This is a genomic window from Acuticoccus sp. I52.16.1 (assembly GCF_022865125.1).
Lineage (GTDB): Bacteria > Pseudomonadota > Alphaproteobacteria > Rhizobiales > Amorphaceae > Acuticoccus.
Genome location: NZ_CP094828.1, coordinates 3621520 through 3639569 on the forward strand (window position 1 = coordinate 3621520; position 18050 = coordinate 3639569).

The window sequence follows — 18050 nt, forward strand, 5'->3', positions numbered from 1 at the left end:
TCAGGTCGGTGCGGCGGCCGCAAAACCCGCACCGAGCCGTGGCGTTGTGGACCGATCGACTTCGCGAAGCAAGCGCAACGCCAAGTTATCGGCCCGTCTTCGTAAAGGCCTACGTTTAACCGTAGACCTGGTCCAGGAACGCTTCGAGCTGCTGCTGGTGGCGCCGGGCGAGACCCGTCGCCGGGGAGGCCGCCGCGGGCCGGCCGGCATAGCGCGGACGGTCGTTGGCCATCTTGGTCTGCCCCAGGCACCAGTCGAGGTAGGGTTGCACGAAGGACCAGGAGCCCATGTTGGCCGGCTCCTCCTGACACCACACCAGCTCCGCATTGGGGAAACGCCGCAGCTCGGTGATCACCGACTTGGCCGGGAACGGGTAGAGCTGCTCGACCCGCAGCAGGTAGACGTCGTTCTGCTCACGCTCCTCGCGGGCCTCCAGGAGGTCGTAGTAGACCTTGCCGGAGCACAGCACGACGCGGCGGATCTCCTCGTCCTTGGCGAGCTTGAAGTCGCCGGTGCGGCCCACCTGCGCATCGTCCGGCAGGACGCGGTGGAAGGTCGAATCCGGGCCCAGCTCGTCGAGGCTGGAGACCGCGCGCTTGTGGCGCAGCAGCGACTTCGGCGTCATCAGGATCAGCGGCTTGCGCACGTCGCGCTTCAGCTGCCGGCGCAGGATGTGGAAGTAGTTCGCCGGGGTCGAGCAGTTGGCGACCTGCATGTTGTCCTCGGCGCACATCTGCAGCCAGCGCTCCAGGCGGGCGGAGGAGTGCTCCGGCCCCTGGCCCTCGTAGCCGTGCGGCAGCAGGCAAACGAGGCCCGTCATGCGCAGCCACTTGCGCTCGCCCGACGAGATGAACTGGTCGAACACCACCTGCGCACCGTTGGCGAAGTCGCCGAACTGGGCCTCCCACAGGGTCAGGCAATCCGGCTCGGCCAGCGAATAGCCGTACTCGAAGCCGAGCACCGCCTCCTCGGAGAGCATCGAATTGATGACCTCGTAGCGCTTCTGCTCGCCGCCCAGGTTGTTGAGCGGGATGTACCGGTCCTCGGTCTCCTGGTCGTAGAGAACCGAGTGGCGCTGCGAGAACGTGCCGCGCTCGCAGTCCTGGCCGGACAGGCGGACCGGGTAGCCTTCCTTGAGGAGGGTGCCGAAGGCCAGCGCCTCCGCGGTCGCCCAGTCGACGCCCTCGCCGGTCTCGATCATCTTGCGCCGGTTGTCCATGAAGCGGCCGACGGTGCGATGGATGTGGAAGCCCTCCGGCACGGCGGCCAGCGCCTCGCCGATCGACTTCAACTCGTCCATGTCGACGCCGGTGTTGCCGCGGCGCGGGTCCTCGGCGTCCTCGCCCGGCTTGATCGCCTTCCAGCGCCCGTCCAGCCAATCGGCCTTGTTGGGCAGGAACGACTGGCCGGCCTCGAACTCGGCGTCGAGATGCTCGCGCCAATCGTTCTTCATCTTGTCGACTTCGTCGGCGGAGACGACGCCCTCGTCGACGAGACGCTTGCCGTAGATCTCCAGCGTGGAGGGGTGCTGGCGGATCTTCTTGTACATGATCGGCTGGGTGAACGAGGGCTCGTCGCTCTCGTTGTGGCCGAACCGGCGGTAGCAGAACATGTCGATCACGACCGGCTTGTGGAACTTCTGCCGGAACTCGGTTGCGATCTTGGCGGCGTAGACGACCGCTTCCGGATCGTCGCCGTTCACATGGAAGATCGGCGCCTCGATCATCTTGGCGACGTCGGACGGGTAGGGCGACGAGCGCGAGAAGTGCGGGTTCGTCGTGAAGCCGATCTGGTTGTTGACGATGACGTGGATCGAGCCGCCGGTACGGTGCCCCTTGAGGCCCGACAGGCCGAAGCACTCCGCGACGACGCCCTGGCCGGCGAAGGCCGCGTCACCGTGCAGCAGGAGCGCCATCGCCTGCGTCCGCTCGGTATCGTCGAACTGGTCCTGCTTCGCTCGGACCTTGCCGAGCACGACGGGGTCGACGATTTCGAGGTGCGAGGGGTTGGCGGTCAGCGACAGGTGGACCGAGTTGCCGTCGAACTCGCGGTCGGACGAGGCACCGAGGTGGTACTTCACGTCGCCCGAACCCTCGACCTCGTCGGGCTTGAACGAGCCGCCCTTGAACTCGTGGAAGATGGCGCGCAGCGGCTTGCCCATCACCTGGGCGAGCACGTTGAGGCGGCCGCGGTGGGCCATGCCGATGGCGATGTCGCGCACGCCGAGGTTGCCGCCGCGCTTGATGATCTGCTCCAGCGCCGGGATCACCGCCTCGCCGCCGTCGAGGCCGAAGCGCTTGGTACCGGTGTACTTGACGCCGAGGAACTTCTCGAACCCTTCCGCCTCGACCAGCTTGTTGAGGATCGCCTTGCGGCCCTCCAGCGTGAAGGCGATGCCCTTGTCCGGCCCCTCGATGCGCTCCTGCAGCCAGCCCTTCTCGTAACCGTCGGAGATGTGCATGAACTCCACGCCCATCGTCTGACAGTAAGTGCGCTCCAGGATGTCGATCATCTGGCGCACGGTCGCGAACTCGAGGCCGAGCACGTTGTCGAGGAAGATCGGGCGGTCGAGGTCGGCCTCGGTGAAGCCGTAGGCCTGGGCGCGCAGCTCCTCGTCGCGCATGCCGGTGATGCCGAGCGGGTCGAGGTTGGCGTGGTAGTGCCCGCGCATGCGGTAGGCGCGGATCATCATGATGGCGCGCACCGAGTCGCGCGCGGCGCGCCTCAGGTCCGACTGCGAGACGTCGGCGCCGGTCTTCTGCGCCTTCTGCGCGACCTTCTCGGTGACGCGCGTCTCGATCTCGCCCCAGTCGCCGTCGAGCGCGGAGACCAGCTCGCCGTTGAGCGGCACCGGCCAGTCCGACCGGGCCCAGCGCGGCCCGTTGGCCTGGACTTCGACGGCGTGGCCGTCGTCTTTCATCTCGGCGAAGAAGGTCTGCCAGCCCGCGTCGACCGAGGTGGGGTCGACCTGGTACCTGGCGTAGAGCTGCTCGAGGTACTCAGCGTTGCCGCCGTAGAGAAAAGAGGAGTTGAGGAACGCGGCGTTCGCGTCTTGGCGAGCCATGGCAGGGTCCGTGAGTTTGATGCCCCGTCAACATAGGGGCTTTCGGGCGGAATCTGAACCGTCTAGGCGCCGCGAGTGAGCCACAGTCAAGTCACTTCCTTGCACCGGGCTTGGAAACGGCCGTCATGAGGCGCGCATGGGGCGCGGCCGGCTGTCGCTGCCCCGTGCGCCGGCGCCGCCTCGATGGCCGCGTGCGGCGACCCGGCTCATGACCGGCCGGCGTGCGCGCGCGGCATCTCGTCGGCGAGGAGGGCGAGCGTCTTTTCGTCGGACTGGCCGCCGTAGAACGTCCTCAGTGCGCGCTGCGGCGCGTCGAGGGTCGGGTCGGCGGCGAGGAAGAGGGTGAGGCTGGAGCGCACCTTCATGTCGTCCGGGCTGCCGAACAGACGGTGCGCGTCGCCGACGCCGGATGCGAGGGCGGCCTCGCACGCCTCGATCAGGCGGGGGCCGAGGACGGGATGGGCGAGGTAGGCGCGCGCCTCGCCCAGTGAGACGATGCCGTAGCGGCGCGCGTTGAGCGAGACGCCGAGTGCGGCGTGCTGCGGGAAGACGTACCAGATCCAGTGCGTTCGTTTGGCGCCGTTCTGCAATTCGCGCAGCGCGGTCGCGTAGTCGTGCCGCTGCGCGTCGACGAAGCGTCGCAGTGCGAACGGATCGCTGTTCGTCGCCAGTGGATGCGCCATCCGATCCCCTCGTGTGCGTCTCGCGGCGCGGTGCCTCGTCGTCCTGCCACGATCGCCAGGCGTGGGCGGCGGCGGGAGAGCCCGTCGCCGCCGGCGCCGCCGACGGCGCGCGGCGGTCGCCTCGGCCGCAAACCGGCCGTGGGGCTCAGCCCTTGAGCACCTCGACCAGCGTCTTGCCGAGCTGCGCCGGGGAGGGAGACACCTTGATGCCGGCCGCTTCCATCGCCGCGATCTTGTCTTCGGCGCCGCCCTTGCCGCCGGAGATCACCGCGCCGGCGTGGCCCATGGTGCGGCCCGGAGGCGCGGTGCGGCCGGCGATGAAGCCCGCCATCGGCTTCTTGCGGCCCTTCTTCGCCTCGTCGGCGATGAACTGGGCGGCATCCTCTTCGGCCGAGCCGCCGATCTCGCCGATCATGATGATCGACTCGGTCTCGTCGTCGGCGAGGAACATCTCCAGCATGTCGATGAACTCGGTGCCCTTCACCGGGTCGCCGCCGATGCCGACCGCGGTCGTCTGGCCGAGGCCCTCGGCGGAGGTCTGGAACACCGCCTCGTAGGTCAGCGTGCCGGAGCGCGACACGATGCCGACCGACCCGTCACGGAAGATCGAGCCCGGCATGATGCCGATCTTGCACTCGTTCGGGGTCAGCACGCCCGGGCAGTTGGGGCCGATGAGGCGCGAGGAGGAACGGTCCAGCGCGGCCTTGACCTTCACCATGTCCATCACCGGGATGCCCTCGGTGATGCAGATGATCAGCGGGATCTCGGCCTCGATCGCTTCCAGGATCGCGGCGCCGGCGCCCGCGGGCGGCACGTAGATCACCGACGCGTCGGCGCCGGTCGCCTCGCGGGCCTCGCCCGCGGTGGTGTAGATCGGCAGGCTCTTGCCGCTCTCGCTCGTCCAGGTCTCGCCACCCTTCTTGGGGTGCACGCCCGCGACCATCTTCGTGTCGTGGTAGGCGAGCGCCTGCTCGGTATGGAACGAGCCGGTCTTGCCGGTCAGGCCCTGCACGATGACTTTGGTATTCTTGTCGACGAGGATGGACATAAGGTCAGTTGTCTCCGGCTTCCGGCAGGGCGTCTCAAACGCGATTGTTGGCTAGACCAGCGGAGGGGGGACCGCAACCGTTTGCCGCGCGTTTCGACGCGCGAAGCGATCGAAAAGCGCATCGAACACGCAAAACGTGCGGTATATCCCCTCCGGCGACTTTCGATTGCGTGATGGTTTAGTTGAGGCGCGGCGTAACCACCCCCGCTCGAGCCCCGCTCCAGCCTCGCTGCGGCGGCCCGGAGGGGCTGTGCGCGGCTGTGCCGCGCGGCGATTGTCGCAACGATAGGGCAGAGTTAGCGCGTCGGCGAGGCCTCGCTGCCGTCGCGCCGGGGGGGGAGTGCGCCCGTGCGCCCCAGCCGCCGCTTCAGCTCGCCGACCGGCGGGGCGTAGAGGAAGCCGAACGAGACGCATCCGTCCCGCCCGTCGACGGCGTGGTGCATGCGGTGCGCCTGCACGAGGCGCTTCAGGTAGCCGCGCCGCGGCACGTAGCGGAAGGGCCAGCGCTGATGGACCATCCCGTCGTGCACGAGGAAGTAGAGGATCCCGTAGACCATCAGCCCGATGCCGAGCTGGCGCAGCGGCCACACCCCGGCGATCCCGAACGTGATCAAGGCGCCCGACAGAACGGTGAAGACCACGGCGTAGAGGTCGTTCGTCTCGAACAGGCCGTCGGTGTCCTCGTGGTGCGACCGGTGCCACCCCCAGCCCAGCGGCCCGTGCATCACGTAGCGGTGGGTGAGGTAGGCGACGGCCTCCATCGCGGCGACGGTGGCGAGGACGATCAGGGTGTCGAGGGCGAGCATCATGGGCGGCTCACGTCGCTTCGGCGGGGTGGGCGGCGGCGCTCTGGCGCCGCAGCGCGCGGTGCGCGGCCGGCAGGCGCCACCACGGGGTCGCGGGGGCGATGTGGTGCTCGTGATGATAACCGAAGTGGAAACAGGTGAAGAGCGAGATCAGCGGGGGAAACGCATCGCTGCGGGCATTGTGACGGTCGGCGAACGGGGCCGCGTCCGCGATCCGGTGCGGCCGGTAGGTGCCGAAGTAGAAGAGCTGAACGGCCGAGAGCACCGCCGGCAGCGCGTAGAAAGCGAGGATCGCCCCCACCGCGGCGCCGGTGACGAGGATGTAGAGCGTCATCGCCGCGGCCATCACGCCGAACTCGCGCCAGCCGTAATATTGCAGGAAGAAGCGCAGGAACCAGGGCGCGAAGGCGTCCGGCGCGTCGGGGCAGAAGTCGGGATCCTCGGCGGTGCCGGAGCGGCGGTGGTGCAGGTGGTGCTTGGGGAGCAGCCGATCGTAGGAGAACGCCGCGTAGAGCCCCAGCGCCAGGCGCCCGAACGTACGGTTCACCGCCGGCCGCCCCGGCGCCAGCGACCCGTGCATGCAGTCGTGCGCGACGATGAAGAGGCCGACGCACAGCCACGTCTGCACCGCGATCAGCGCGGCTGCGAGCCACGGCGGCGCCACCGCCCAGTCGACGGCGAAGACCGCGAGGACGTGGACCGCCGCCCAGCCGCCGACGATCGCCACCGCCAGTGCGATGCCGATCACGGCGTCGACCCGGCGGGCGCGCGGCGACGCTGCGGACGAAAGTGCGCTGATCGTCATAAAGGGATGACATAGCAGCGACGGGGATGCGAAGCGAGGCCATGGTGCAACGACTGATCATCGCAGGCGGCGGCCTGTCGGGTGTCCTCGCCGCGATGGCCTTCGCCGAGCGGGGCGACGTCGCGGTGACGCTGCTGGAGGCGGCCGACAGGCTCGGCGGCGCGCACACTTGGAGCTTCTATGCCAGCGACCTCGACGCCGCGGCCACCCGCCTCGTCGGCCCGTTGGTCGCACACCGCTGGTCCGGGTACGACGTGCGCTTCGCCGGCCTCGCACGCGCGTTGACGACGCCCTACCGCACGATCACCGCCGCCTCGCTCGACCGCGCGGCGCGCGAGCGGCTCGGCGAGCGCGTCCTCCTCGAGGCGCCCGTCGCCGCGCTCGACGCGGCCGGCGCCACGCTCGCCGACGGCACCCGCCTCCCGGCCGACGCCGTGCTGGACGCGCGCGGTCCCACCGGGTTGGCCGGCCTGGCGCTCGCCTATCAGTCGTTCGTGGGACAGGAGGTGGCCCTCGCCGCGCCGCACGGCCTGCGACAGCCGACGATCATGGACGCCACCGTCGACCAGCTCGGCGGCTACCGCTTCGTCTACCTGCTGCCCTACTCGCCGACGACGCTCCTCGTCGAGGACACCTACTATACCGAGACCCCCGTCCTCGACCGCGACACCGTCGCGGCGCGCATCGCCGCCTATGCCGAGACGCGCGGCTGGCGGATCGCCGAGGTGCGAGGCGAGGAGAGGGGGGCGCTGCCGCTGGTGCTGTCGGGCGACGGGGCGGCGATGTGGGCGGCCGCGGCACCCGCCGGCGGGGCCGTCCCGATCGGCCTGCGCGCCGGCCTCTTTCATCCGGTGACGAGCTACTCGCTGCCGCTGGCGGCCCGCACGGCGGTCGCACTGTCGCGCCTCGCCGGGCCGCTGACGACGCAGCGGCTGCGCGGCGAGGTGCAGGCGCTGGTGCGGCGCCACTTCGCGGCGACCTCGTTCGAGCGGCTCCTCAACCGCATGCTCTTTCTCGCAGGGCCGCCGCAGGATCGGCACCGCATCCTCGAGCGCTTCCACCGCCTGCCGCAGCCGCTGATCGAGCGGTTCTATGCCGGCCGCCTGCGCCGCGCCGACCAGGCGCGCATCCTGATGGGCCGGCCCCCGGTGCCGATCGGCGGTGCGCTGCGGGCGATCCGGGCGCGCCCCGCGGCCGGCGTCAGCGTGCCGCGGCCATGATCGCGTCCGCCGCCCGCTCCGCGCCGCGCTCGGCGAGGATCCGGGGGGCGAGCGCCGCGGCCGTTGCTTGCATCGACGCGTCGCCGAGGACCTGGGCGAGGATCGGCGCGGCCGAGACCCGGTAGCGCCAGCGCGGCACGATGCGCGCCACGCCCGCCCGCACGGCCCGCGCGGCATTGTCCGGCTGGTCGTGCGCGAACGGCACCAGCACCATCGGCACCCCCGCCGCCATGGCGAGCGCGATGGTGCCGATGCCGCCCTGGTGCACCACCGCGGCCGCGTGGGGGAAGACGGCGTGATAGGGCGCGCTCTGCGCCACCATCAGGCCCGGGCGCGCGGGGATCTCCGCGAGCCCCGCCTCGCGTCCCACCAGCAGGAGCGCACGCACGCCCAGCCGCGCCGCGGCGCGCGCACTGTCGACGAAGAAGCGTCGCGCCACGTGTGCCGAGGCCGACCCGAGCGTGAACACCACCGGTCGCTCGCCGGCGGCGAGGAAGGCGGCGATCGCCGGATCCAGCGGCGCGCCGCCGCTCTGCAGCACTTGGCCGGTCTGCCGCGTTCGGGCCGGCGCGTCGCCCGGCACCGGGCCGAAGAGCGGCGAATAGAGCGCCAGGACGCCGCCCGGCGCATGCTGGCCGCGGAAGGCGGGGTGGGCCGGATAGGCGCCGAGCCCCTCGGCCTCGCGGTAGGCGGCCAGCGGCGCCGCCCATGATGCGACGCCCTGTTCGGCATAATGCAGCACGCGCCGGTTCCACGCCGGCCAGCCGCGCACCAGCGGCAGCATCGCCAGCTTCGGCGGATCCAGCGCGCTGTAGAGCATCGCCGGCTGGAACGCGGCCGACAGCCACGCCACCCCGGTCCGCGCCGCGACCAGAGGCGCCGCCAGCGCCAGGGTGACGCTGACGAGGACGTCCGCCCCCGACGCGGCGGCGGAAAGGTCGGCGTCGCTGTCGCCGATCGCCGGTCCCAGGTAGCGGGTGTAGGTGAAGGCGGGGCCGCGGCGCGGGTGCATGAAGCGCGCATGAAAGCCCGCGTCTCCCGGCCGGTCCGGACGCATCGGCGCAAAACCGAGCCCCGCCGCGGCGACCGCGCGCCGATGCGCGGCATGGGTCGCCACCGTCACCGTGACGCCCCGCGCGGCGAGCACCTTGCCGATCTCGAGGAACGGCACCAGGTCGCCCAGCGAGCCGTGGCTGGCGAAGACGACCTTCACGCCTGTCGCCCCGATCGCCGCGTTTCCGCGCGCACGTCCGGCCGGCTCAGTGGACCGGGAACCAGCTCGAATCGATCGTCGGGTCGCCGTTGAAGTTGCACAGCTCCGCCATCGCCTGCGGTTTCAGGATCTTCACCCGATTGCCGTCACGCGCGATCAGCCCGTCCGCCTCGATGCGTGACATCGTCTTCGACACGTAGACGTTGGTAAGGCCCAGGAGGTCGGCGATGTCGCTCTGCGTCAGCGGCAGGCGGAAGGCGCCGTCCGCCTGCAGACCGTCGATCGCGTGGAGCCGCAGCGCCATCTCCAGGAGGAGGTAGCACACCCGCTCATAGGCGCTGAACCGGCCGATGGCACGGATGCGGTCGAGCAACGTCGAGTTCTCGCGCACCGTCATCGAGAACAGGAGCGCCGTCAGCCGCGGGGAATGTGTGAACAACGGCTCCAGGCCGGATTTTGGAAATGGGCAAAGCACCGCCGCCGTCAGGCACTTGATATCGTGCCGGCAGCGCAACAGCGCGATCTCCGACAGGTCGACGATATCGCCTGGATAAAACAAGCGCAGAAGCTGGCGGCGGCCGTCGTCCAACAACGAATAAGACGCCAGCCACCCCGACTTGACGACGAAGAGTTCCTTGACCGTTTCGCCGCACTGAACGATGACCTCGTCCTTGCGATACTCGCGTTCGTCTTTTTCCAATGCGGCGAGCATTGTCTTGTCGGACTCGGCCAGGGCGGCGAACCGGCCTAGCTTCGCGACCAAACAGCTATCGACCACTGTTTATCATCTTCCTCTGTCGCGGACCGCAACGGCGCCGACTTGCGTACCCTGTGTATGGAGGCAGTCGGGCAACATATGCAACCGTCGACGGTGCAATCCGCCTCCCCGCTGGACATTGATGGTCCGGTGCGCGATCAGCGATAAGGGACAGCGGAAACAGTCGAGGTGGACCGTCCATGGCACGCGCAATTTTCGCAGCAGTGATCGCGACCCTGGTCGCGGCCGGCTTGATCTACCTGAACGGGCAGATGGCCGCCCTGCCGCCGTTCCCCCTGCTGGCCGAGATCCAGACCTTCAACGCGCGCATCGGCATGCCGGCCTCCGACCTCGCCGCCTGGGCCGCGCACGCGATCCTCGGTATCCTCGTCTACGGCGTGATCTTCGCGCTGATCCAGCCGATCCTGCCCGGCCGGGGGCTCGGCGAAGGGTTGGTCTTCGGCTTCATCACCTGGCTGGCGATGATGGTCGTCTTCGCCCCGCTCACCGGGCATGAACTCTTCATGCGCGACCTCGACCCGGTCTTGATCGCACTGTCGCTGGTCTTCAACCTCGTCTACGGCGCGGCGCTCGGCATCGCCTTCGCCGCCGCGGGCGGGGCCGGGGACGCGGCCGAAGCCTGAGGCGCCCGCCGCCGCCTCAGCGGATGCCGGTGTCGGCGCTCGCAGGCAGCGTCGCCTCCATCGCGCCGACGGTGCGCGCCGGGAAGATCTCGTCCAGCGCCGCCGCGCCAACGATACGGCCCGGCCCCTTGAAGGTGTCCGCCTGGGCGATCACCACGCAGCCCGACGTGGCCGACTTGTCGAGATCCGACAGGGGAAGCTCCAGCGTCACCGGTCGGCCCTTCCAAATGCCGACCGGGCGCATGTCGCGCACCACGTTGTAATAGTTCAGCTTGCGGCCGCGGTTCTCGCCCTCTGCGACGGGCACGTGGACCTCGTCGTCCACCACCATCAGCCACACCGTCGCGTTCTCGACGTCGATGTCGGCGTCGCCGAGGCGGATGGTCAGGACGCCGGCACGCAAGGACAGGTCGATCGGAAGGTCAAGCGAGGCGCCCTTGATGGCCCGCTCGATCGCCGCCTCGTCGCTCCCCAGCATCGCCTCTTCGCCGTTGACCACGAGCTGCGGCGTGTAGACGTCCCGGTCGCCGCGCGCGACGGAATAGGCCATCTGCCGCTTGGTGTTGATCTCGGTGGCGAGGGTGTCCGACCACCCCAGATAGTCCCACAGCTTCACCGGCAGCGTCACCGCCAGCACGTCCTTGCGCCCGTCGAACCCGGAGATCAGCCGGTCCGCCGAGGGGCAGGACGAGCATCCCTGGCTCGTGAACAGCTCCAGCACTGCCTTGGGGCGGGTTTCGTCGGCCCGTGCCGTGATCGACGCGAGCGTCGAAAGGCTCAGAATGGCCGCGGCGGCGGCCAGCATCCGAGAGGGCATGCGCTGCATCCGATCACTCCATGGTCCGCCGACATGCATGCCACTACAAGCATATGCGTGCAGTTCGTCCGGACATTGATCCCGGGCGCAGCGTCCGTCTGACACCCGTCCGGTCTTTTTAGAACGAGGGACCGCGTCTTTCCAATCAACGCAAGGTGACAGCGTGGGCACGAAGGCGTGAATTGCGACTTATTCGGGGCCCTTCGGATCGACGATATCGGGATTGGCGAAGGGGCCGCCCGGCGTGTCGGCGTGGGCGAGGGCCCAGCGTACGGTGGTGAAGGCGAGGTCCTGATAGGGAATTTCGTGCGGTTCGAAGAGCGCGACGGCGAGGCTCTCCGGGCCCGGAGCGAACACCGGCGCTTCGAGGTGGGCGCGGTAGATGAGCTGCACCTGCGACAATCTGCGGATCGTGTAGACCGCCAGCAGCGAGTCGATGACGATGGACGCGCTCGCCTCCTCGAAGGCCTCGCGCATGGCCCCCTCGGGGGGAGCCTCGCCATTCTCGAGGTAGCCTGCAGGCAACGTCCAGCGCCCGCGCCCCGGCTCGATGTTGCGCTTGCACAGGAGGATGCGCGAGCCGTATCGCACCACCGCCCCGGCGACGATCTTCGGATTGTCGTAGGCGATGAAGCCGCATTGGTCGCAGATGTCGCGTGCGAGCGTGTCGCCGTCCGGCACCCGGCGCGTGAACGTGGGCGTCACGAGCCGGCGGCCTCGCCGCGTTCGGCCAGCAGGCGCGTCATCATGGTGCCGAACGAGCCGGCCAGCGCCTCCTCGCTCAGCGGGCCGACGTGCTTGGCCCGCACCCGCCCCTCCGGCCCGACGAGGAAGCTCTCAGGCACCCCCGTCAGGCCCCATTCGATGGCGCCGCGTCCGTCCGGATCCACGCCGACGGCGGCGTAGGGATTGCCCAGCTCGGAGAGGAAGCGCACCGCGTCCTCGGGCTTGTCCTTGTAGTCGATGCCGACGACGGTCAGCCCCGGTGTCCGGGCGAGCTCGACCAGGAGCGGATGCTCGATCCGGCACGGCCCGCACCACGAGGCGAAGATGTTGACGAGCGTCACCTTGCCGGCGAACGCCGCGGGGTCGACGCCGGGGAGGGCGGGCTCCAGCGCGGCGAACACGGTCGCCGGCGCACCGCGGCCGATGAGCGCGGAAGGGATGACGGCGCGATCCTGCCCGTCGCCGACGCGCACCGCGAACACGCCCGCCAGCGCCGCGAACAGCACCAGCGGCACGGCGAGGAGGAGGCGGTTAGCGCGCACGGCCGATCCTCTCGGCCGACCGCTCGGCGCGCGCCAGGTCGCGGCGCGCGGCGATCCGCCCCACCACCGCCCAGCCGACCAGCCCGGCGACGGCGCCGAAGACGATCGCGTAGGCCGATATCACGTAGGCTGCATAGTCACCCATCGCGTTCTCCCGTCAGCCGGCGTTGCGGGCCGCGCGCAGCCGCAGCGTGCGGGCGCGACGGCGGAGCAGCTCGGTGCGCATCTCGGCGAGGTGCAGCGTCATGAAGAGGAGGGTGAAGGCGAGCGCCATCACCAGGAGCGGCGTCAACATCGAGGCGGGCATCGACGGTCCGTCGAGCCGCATGACGCTGGCGCCCTGGTGCAGCGTATTCCACCAGTCCACCGAGAACTTGATGATCGGGATGTTGATGAAGCCGATCAGCGTGGCGATGGCGGTGATGCGCGCCGCGCGGGCCGGCTCCTCGATCGCGCGGGAGAGCGCGATGAGGCCGAGATACATGAAGAAGAGGATCAGCATCGACGTCAGCCGCGCGTCCCACACCCACCAGGCGCCCCACATCGGCTTGCCCCAGATCGCGCCGGAGGCGAGCGTCGCGAGGGTGAAGGCGGCGCCGATCGGTGCCGCGGCGCGGGCGGCGACGTCGGCCAGCGGGTGGCGCCAGACGAGCGTGCCGAGGGCGGCCGAGGTCATCACCACGTAGGCCATCAGCGCGATGTAGGCGGAAGGGGCATGGATATACATGATCCGCACGGTGGACCCCTGCTGGTAGTCCTCGGGCGAGGCCCATAGCGCCAGGTAGAGGCCGAAGCACAGCGTGACGGCCGTCAGCGCCGCGAGGATCGGCACCGCACGGTCGGCGATCCCGGCGAAGCGGCCGGGGTTGATGATCGATGGCCGCTTGCCGGCCGTGTCGCTGGTGACGGACATGTCCACTCCTGTGGCGCCGATCGTAATTGCTCCAACTCGGCTTTCAAAGTGCGACCAACAGCATAGGCCGCGCCACACGGCCGCGTCCGCCGTGCCGGGCGTCAGTCCGCCTCGCGCAGCGCCGCGGCGGCCGCGAGCGGGCCGACGACGGCGAAGACGAGCGTGGTGGCGCCGAGCAGGGCGAACGGGGGGCCGATCGCCCGCCCCGCGCTCGCCGCCTCCACCGCGCCGACGCCGAAGATGACGACGGGGATCGACAGCGGCAGCACCAGCACCGCGATCAGCACCCCGGCGCGGCGCAAGGTCACCGCCAGCGCCGCGCCCACGGCCCCGATCAACGCCAGCGCCGGCGTGCCGACGACGAGGCTCGCCAGCGTCACCAGCAGGAGCCGCGGCGAGAGGTTGAGGAGGATGCCCGCCAGCGGCGTCGCGGCGATCAGAGGCAGCGCCGCGGCGGTCCAGTGCGCGGCGGCCTTGGCGAGCACCACCGTCACCAGCGGCGTGTCGGCGAGGCGCAGCTGGTCGAGCGTGCCGTCCTCATGATCGGCCTGGAAGAGCCGCTCCAGGCCCAGGAGGAGGGCCAGCAGCATCGCGATCCACAAGAGTGCCGGACCGATGCGGGCCAGCAGCGGCAGGTCCGGCCCCAACGCGAACGGCGCCACCGCCGTCACCGCGAGGAAGAAGATGACCCCCACGCCGCCGCCGCCCCCCGCCGACCACGCCAGCCGCACGTCGCGCAGGTAGATCGCGGCGAGCATCACGCGGCCTCCTGCGCCCGTGCCCGCGCCGCGGCGGCGGAGAGGTCGAGCGTCGCGGTGTCGATCCCGAGCGGCTCGTGGGTGGCGGCGAGGATCATGCCGCCGCCGGCGAGGTGCTCGCCCATCATCGCGGCGAAGGCGGCGCGCGACGCGGCGTCGAGCCCCGCGGTCGGCTCGTCGAGCAGCCAGAGCGGCCGCGGCACCGCCATCAGCCGCGCCAACGCCAGGCGCCGCCGCTGCCCCTGGCTGAAGAGTTGCGCCGGCGTCTCGATCAGCCCCAGCAGGCCGACCCGATCGAGCGCGGCCTCCACCGCTGCGTCGTCGCGGTCCGCCGCGCCGAGGGTGCGCATCCAGTAGCGCACGTTCGCCTCGGCGCCGAGCGGCAGCTTGATGGCGTTCTGGTGCGCGACGAGGTGCATGGCGGTCGCCGCCGGCGCGTCGTATCCGTCGAGGCGCACGGTCCCGCAGGCGGGGCGAATCAGTCCGGCGACGGTGCGCAGCAGGGTCGACTTGCCGGCCCCGTTGGCACCGACGACCGCCATCGCCCCAGCCTCGGCCAAGCGGAACGCGAGATCGGTGAACACCCGCCGGCCGCCGCGTTCGACGCTCAACGAGTCAACTTCTAGAGACAGCATGGCGCGCTAATTGTATCGACGTGGCCGCTGCCGCTTGATCCTTGCGTCGATTGGGCGTTTGTAGCGGCAAGTTGCAAATCGTTCCAATGAAGGGGGCCGCGTGTGACCCGCTCGCTCGACAGCTTCAAATGCCGTACCGAACTCGAGGTCGATGGCAAGACCTACACTATCTTCGACCTCAAGGCCGCCGAGCGCAACGGACTTCCCGGAGTCTCCCGCCTGCCGATGTCGCTGAAGGTCCTGCTCGAGAACCTCCTGCGCTATGAAGACGGCAATACCGTCACCGCGGATGACATTAAAGCCATTGCAAAATGGGTCGAGGACAAGCGCTCCGACCGCGAGATCGCCTACCGCCCCGCCCGCGTCCTGATGCAGGATTTCACGGGCGTTCCGGCCGTGGTGGACCTCGCGGCGATGCGCGACGCCACCGCCTCGCTCGGCGCCGACCCGCAGAAGATCAACCCGCTCGTCGAAGTCGACCTCGTGATCGACCACTCGGTGATGGTGGACCACTTCGGCACCCCCTCCGCGTTCAAGCAGAACGTCGACCTCGAGTATGCGCGCAACGGTGAGCGCTATCAGTTCCTGCGCTGGGGCCAGTCCGCCTTCAACAACTTCCGCGTCGTGCCCCCCGGCACCGGCATCTGCCACCAGGTGAACCTCGAGTACCTCGCCCAGACCGTCTGGACGCGTGAGGTCGACGGCGAGTTGCAGGCCTTCCCCGACACGCTGGTCGGCACCGATTCGCACACCACGATGGTCAACGGCCTCGCGGTGCTCGGCTGGGGCGTTGGCGGGATCGAGGCGGAGGCGGCCATGCTCGGCCAGCCGATCTCGATGCTGATCCCCGAGGTCATCGGCTTCAAGCTGCACGGCAAGCTGCCCGAAGGCACCACCGCGACCGACCTCGTCCTGACCGTGACGCAGATGCTGCGCAAGAAGGGCGTCGTCGGCAAGTTCGTCGAGTTCTACGGCGCCGGCCTCTCCGCGCTGTCGCTGGAAGACTGCGCCACCATCGCCAACATGGCCCCCGAATACGGCGCCACCTGCGGCTTCTTCCCAGTCGACGACGACACGATCCGCTACCTCACCTCCACGGGGCGCGAGGAGCACCGCATCAACCTCGTCAAGGCGTACTCCAAGCTCCAGGGCATGTACCGCACCGACGAGACCGAGGACCCCGTCTTCACCGACACGCTGGAGCTCGACCTCTCCACCGTCGTCCCCTCGCTCGCCGGCCCCAAGCGTCCGCAGGATCGCGTCGCGCTGATCGACGCGGCGACCGCGTTCGCCGAGGCCGTCAAGACCATCAAGGGCGGGACCAAGTCCAAGGCGCCGGAGACGGCCGCGGCGGGCGACGACGCCAAGTACATGGCCGAGGGCGCCCAGCGCGACCAGTCGGCCTATCCGGGCCACGTCGTCGAGGGCGAGGAGTACACCCTGTCGGACGGTGACGTCGTCATCGCCGCCATCACCTCCTGCACCAACACCTCCAACCCGTCGGTGCTGATCGCCGCCGGCCTCGTCGCCAAGAAGGCGCACGAGCTGGGGCTCCAGGTTAAGCCGTGGGTGAAGACCTCGCTGGCGCCGGGCTCCCAGGTGGTGACCGACTACCTCGCCAAGGTCGGCCTGACCGAACACCTCGACGCCATGGGCTTCGACCTCGTCGGCTACGGCTGCACCACCTGCATCGGCAACTCGGGGCCGCTGCCGGAGAAGATCTCCAAGGTCATCAACGAGAAGGACCTCGTCGCCTGCTCGGTGCTCTCCGGCAACCGCAACTTCGAGGGCCGCGTGAACCCGGACGTGCGGGCCAACTACCTCGCCTCGCCGCCGCTGGTGGTCGCCTACGCGCTGCTCGGCACGATGACCAAGGACATCACCACCGAGCCGCTCGGCCAGGGCAAGGACGGGCAGGACGTCTTCCTGAAGGACGTGTGGCCGACCTCGCAGGAAGTCGCCGAGATGGTCCGGACCGCCATCACCCGCGAGATGTTCGACACCCGCTATTCCGACGTCTTCAAGGGTGACGCGCACTGGCAGGCGGTCGAGGTCTCCGGCGGCCTCACCTACGACTGGCCGCTGTCGTCGACCTACGTGCGCAACCCGCCTTACTTCGAGGGCATGGGCATGGAGCCGGAGCCGGTCGAGGATATCGCCGACGCGCGCATCCTGGCCCTCTTCCAGGACTCGATCACGACCGATCACATCTCCCCGGCCGGCTCGATCAAGCCGTCCTCGCCTGCCGGCACCTACCTCTCCGAGCATCAGGTCGGCGTGAAGGACTTCAACTCCTACGGTGCCCGCCGCGGCAACCACGAGGTGATGATGCGCGGCACCTTCGCCAACATCCGCATCAAGAACCAGATGGTCGCGGGCGTGGAAGGCGGGGTCACCTATCACCAGCCGGACGGCGCCGAGATGCCGATCTACGACGCGGCGATGAAGTACCAGGAGGAGGGCGTCGACCTCGTGGTCTTCGCCGGCAAGGAATACGGCACCGGATCCTCGCGCGACTGGGCCGCGAAGGGCACGCGCCTGCTGGGCGTGCGCGCCGTCATCGCCGAGAGCTTCGAGCGCATCCACCGCTCCAACCTCGTCGGGATGGGCGTGCTGCCGCTGGTCTTCACCGGGGGCGACACGTGGGACACGCTGGGGATCACCGGCAAGGAGCAGGTCTCGATCGCGGGTCTGGCGGACCTGAAGCCGCGCCAGAACCTCATGGCGACGATCACCTACGAGGGGGGCGCCACGAAGGAGATCGAGCTGCTGGTGCGCATCGATACCGCGGACGAGCTGGCCTACTACAACAACGGCGGCATCCTGCACTACGTGCTGCGCGGCCTCGCCAAGGAGGGCGCCGCGGCGTAAGGCCCGGCACCCATCCGACCGGAGGGCGGTCCGCCGCCCTCCCGAAAGGCGGCTTCGGCCGCCTTTTTTCGTGCGTGCGTCGCGCCGACCGGCGCCTTATAGTTCACGCCAAATACTTATAAGGAGGATACCCATGGCCGTGACCGACGCCCCTGGCGACGAGCAGACCTTCACCTACAGTCACGAGAGCACGACCAGCTTCAAGACCGGGCTGCGCCCCTATGCCTCGTATCGTGACCTCGGCATGGCCAAGGGCACCAACGGGCGCGCCACGGCCCACGTCATCCGCTTCCACCCGCCCTGCACCGACGACGTGCGCATCTGGCACACGCACGACATCGAGTTTCAGATGGTCTACGTGCTGAAAGGCTGGGTCGTCGCCGAGATGGAAGGCCACGCCCCCGAGAAGATGACCGTCGGATCGGCCTGGATGCAGCCGCCGAACATCCGTCACCGCCTGGTCGACTACTCCGACGATTGCGAGCTGCTCGAGGTGGTGCTGCCGGCCGATTTCGACACCGAGCTCGCCTGATCACATGAAAAGGCCC

At 69.6% G+C, this 18050-nt stretch carries 18 protein-coding genes; 4 read left to right on the plus strand and 14 right to left on the minus strand.

Annotated features, from left to right (window positions below; all coding sequences use genetic code 11):
- Positions 1-115: 115 nt before the first annotated feature.
- The 5 genes from MRB58_RS16325 to MRB58_RS16345 all read right to left on the minus strand — a co-directional run bounded on the left by MRB58_RS16325 (position 116) and on the right by MRB58_RS16345 (position 6406).
- On the minus strand, positions 116-3064 hold the full coding sequence (locus MRB58_RS16325; protein ID WP_244778171.1) for a 2-oxoglutarate dehydrogenase E1 component: 2949 nt from the start codon (positions 3062-3064) through the stop codon (positions 116-118).
- A 206-nt stretch (positions 3065-3270) separates the two neighbouring features.
- Positions 3271-3747 carry a DUF1810 domain-containing protein gene (locus MRB58_RS16330; RefSeq protein ID WP_244778172.1) on the minus strand — a complete coding sequence of 159 codons (477 nt, stop codon included), beginning with the start codon at positions 3745-3747 and terminating at the stop codon, positions 3271-3273.
- A 145-nt stretch (positions 3748-3892) separates the two neighbouring features.
- Positions 3893-4795 (minus strand): succinate--CoA ligase subunit alpha, encoded by a 903-nt coding sequence (gene sucD, locus MRB58_RS16335; protein WP_244778173.1) that lies wholly within the window; start codon positions 4793-4795, stop codon positions 3893-3895.
- Between the two features lie 296 nt (positions 4796-5091).
- Positions 5092-5604 (minus strand): sterol desaturase family protein, encoded by a 513-nt coding sequence (locus MRB58_RS16340; protein WP_244778174.1) that lies wholly within the window; start codon positions 5602-5604, stop codon positions 5092-5094.
- A gap of 7 nt (positions 5605-5611) precedes the next feature.
- Positions 5612-6406 carry a fatty acid desaturase gene (locus tag MRB58_RS16345; RefSeq protein ID WP_244778175.1) on the minus strand — a complete coding sequence of 265 codons (795 nt, stop codon included), beginning with the start codon at positions 6404-6406 and terminating at the stop codon, positions 5612-5614.
- A gap of 41 nt (positions 6407-6447) precedes the next feature.
- Here MRB58_RS16345 and crtY point away from each other — a divergent pair, with 41 nt between their 5' ends.
- On the plus strand, positions 6448-7626 hold the full coding sequence (gene crtY / locus MRB58_RS16350; RefSeq protein WP_244778176.1) for a lycopene beta-cyclase CrtY: 1179 nt from the start codon (positions 6448-6450) through the stop codon (positions 7624-7626).
- Here crtY and MRB58_RS16355 read toward each other — a convergent pair.
- Positions 7607-8839 (minus strand): glycosyltransferase, encoded by a 1233-nt coding sequence (locus tag MRB58_RS16355; protein ID WP_244778177.1) that lies wholly within the window; start codon positions 8837-8839, stop codon positions 7607-7609. The genes crtY and MRB58_RS16355 overlap by 20 nt on opposite strands.
- 46 nt (positions 8840-8885) lie before the next feature.
- Positions 8886-9602 carry a Crp/Fnr family transcriptional regulator gene (locus MRB58_RS16360; protein WP_244778178.1) on the minus strand — a complete coding sequence of 239 codons (717 nt, stop codon included), beginning with the start codon at positions 9600-9602 and terminating at the stop codon, positions 8886-8888.
- Between the two features lie 194 nt (positions 9603-9796).
- Between MRB58_RS16360 and MRB58_RS16365 the strand changes: the two genes are divergently transcribed.
- On the plus strand, positions 9797-10240 hold the full coding sequence (locus MRB58_RS16365; RefSeq protein WP_244778179.1) for a DUF6789 family protein: 444 nt from the start codon (positions 9797-9799) through the stop codon (positions 10238-10240).
- A 16-nt stretch (positions 10241-10256) separates the two neighbouring features.
- Here MRB58_RS16365 and MRB58_RS16370 read toward each other — a convergent pair whose 3' ends face one another.
- The 7 genes from MRB58_RS16370 to ccmA all read right to left on the minus strand — a co-directional run bounded on the left by MRB58_RS16370 (position 10257) and on the right by ccmA (position 14631).
- Positions 10257-11066: a thioredoxin family protein gene (locus tag MRB58_RS16370; protein WP_244778180.1), complete on the minus strand. Its 810-nt coding sequence runs from the start codon at positions 11064-11066 to the stop codon at positions 10257-10259.
- A 180-nt stretch (positions 11067-11246) separates the two neighbouring features.
- Positions 11247-11762, minus strand: coding sequence for an NUDIX domain-containing protein (locus MRB58_RS16375; protein ID WP_244778181.1), 516 nt, complete (start codon positions 11760-11762; stop codon positions 11247-11249).
- Positions 11759-12325, minus strand: a complete 567-nt coding sequence (locus MRB58_RS16380) for a DsbE family thiol:disulfide interchange protein (protein ID WP_244778182.1) — start codon at positions 12323-12325, stop codon at positions 11759-11761. The genes MRB58_RS16375 and MRB58_RS16380 overlap by 4 nt, the downstream gene beginning before the upstream one ends.
- Complete coding sequence (gene ccmD / locus MRB58_RS16385) at positions 12315-12470, minus strand: heme exporter protein CcmD (protein WP_244778183.1); 156 nt, start codon at positions 12468-12470, stop codon at positions 12315-12317. The genes MRB58_RS16380 and ccmD overlap by 11 nt, the downstream gene beginning before the upstream one ends.
- A 12-nt stretch (positions 12471-12482) precedes the next feature.
- Entirely contained in the window at positions 12483-13238 is a 756-nt protein-coding gene (gene ccmC / locus MRB58_RS16390; protein ID WP_244778184.1) for a heme ABC transporter permease CcmC, read from the minus strand.
- A 101-nt stretch (positions 13239-13339) separates the two neighbouring features.
- A complete protein-coding gene (gene ccmB / locus MRB58_RS16395; protein WP_244782017.1) occupies positions 13340-13996 on the minus strand; it encodes a heme exporter protein CcmB in 657 nt (218 codons plus the stop codon).
- Positions 13996-14631, minus strand: a complete 636-nt coding sequence (gene ccmA, locus MRB58_RS16400) for a heme ABC exporter ATP-binding protein CcmA (RefSeq protein ID WP_256461677.1) — start codon at positions 14629-14631, stop codon at positions 13996-13998. Before ccmA ends, ccmB begins: the two co-directional genes overlap by 1 nt.
- Positions 14632-14733: 102 nt before the next feature.
- Between ccmA and acnA the strand changes: the two genes are divergently transcribed.
- Both acnA and MRB58_RS16410 read left to right on the plus strand, forming a co-directional pair.
- Positions 14734-17502 carry an aconitate hydratase AcnA gene (gene acnA / locus MRB58_RS16405; RefSeq protein WP_244778186.1) on the plus strand — a complete coding sequence of 923 codons (2769 nt, stop codon included), beginning with the start codon at positions 14734-14736 and terminating at the stop codon, positions 17500-17502.
- Between the two features lie 133 nt (positions 17503-17635).
- The gene (locus MRB58_RS16410; RefSeq protein ID WP_371747192.1) at positions 17636-18034 is read left to right on the plus strand and encodes a cupin domain-containing protein; all 399 of its coding nucleotides are present in this window, start codon (positions 17636-17638) and stop codon (positions 18032-18034) included.
- Positions 18035-18050: the final 16 nt, after the last annotated feature.

Excerpts from the sequence above, each read along its gene's own strand:
- crtY (WP_244778176.1), top strand. The coding sequence starts at position 6,448 with ATGGTGCAACGACTGATCATCGCAGGCGGCGGCCTGTCGGGTGTCCTC.
- MRB58_RS16410 (WP_371747192.1), top strand. The coding sequence starts at position 17,636 with ATGGCCGTGACCGACGCCCCTGGCGACGAGCAGACCTTCACCTACAGT.
- MRB58_RS16370 (WP_244778180.1), bottom strand. The coding sequence starts at position 11,066 with ATGCAGCGCATGCCCTCTCGGATGCTGGCCGCCGCCGCGGCCATTCTG.
- sucD (WP_244778173.1), bottom strand. The coding sequence starts at position 4,795 with ATGTCCATCCTCGTCGACAAGAATACCAAAGTCATCGTGCAGGGCCTG.
- MRB58_RS16340 (WP_244778174.1), bottom strand. The coding sequence starts at position 5,604 with ATGATGCTCGCCCTCGACACCCTGATCGTCCTCGCCACCGTCGCCGCG.
- ccmA (WP_256461677.1), bottom strand. The coding sequence starts at position 14,631 with ATGCTGTCTCTAGAAGTTGACTCGTTGAGCGTCGAACGCGGCGGCCGG.
- MRB58_RS16325 (WP_244778171.1), bottom strand. The coding sequence starts at position 3,064 with ATGGCTCGCCAAGACGCGAACGCCGCGTTCCTCAACTCCTCTTTTCTC.
- ccmD (WP_244778183.1), bottom strand. The coding sequence starts at position 12,470 with ATGGGTGACTATGCAGCCTACGTGATATCGGCCTACGCGATCGTCTTC.
- MRB58_RS16365 (WP_244778179.1), top strand. The coding sequence starts at position 9,797 with ATGGCACGCGCAATTTTCGCAGCAGTGATCGCGACCCTGGTCGCGGCC.
- ccmC (WP_244778184.1), bottom strand. The coding sequence starts at position 13,238 with ATGTCCGTCACCAGCGACACGGCCGGCAAGCGGCCATCGATCATCAAC.
- ccmB (WP_244782017.1), bottom strand. The coding sequence starts at position 13,996 with ATGCTCGCCGCGATCTACCTGCGCGACGTGCGGCTGGCGTGGTCGGCG.
- MRB58_RS16345 (WP_244778175.1), bottom strand. The coding sequence starts at position 6,406 with ATGACGATCAGCGCACTTTCGTCCGCAGCGTCGCCGCGCGCCCGCCGG.
- MRB58_RS16330 (WP_244778172.1), bottom strand. The coding sequence starts at position 3,747 with ATGGCGCATCCACTGGCGACGAACAGCGATCCGTTCGCACTGCGACGC.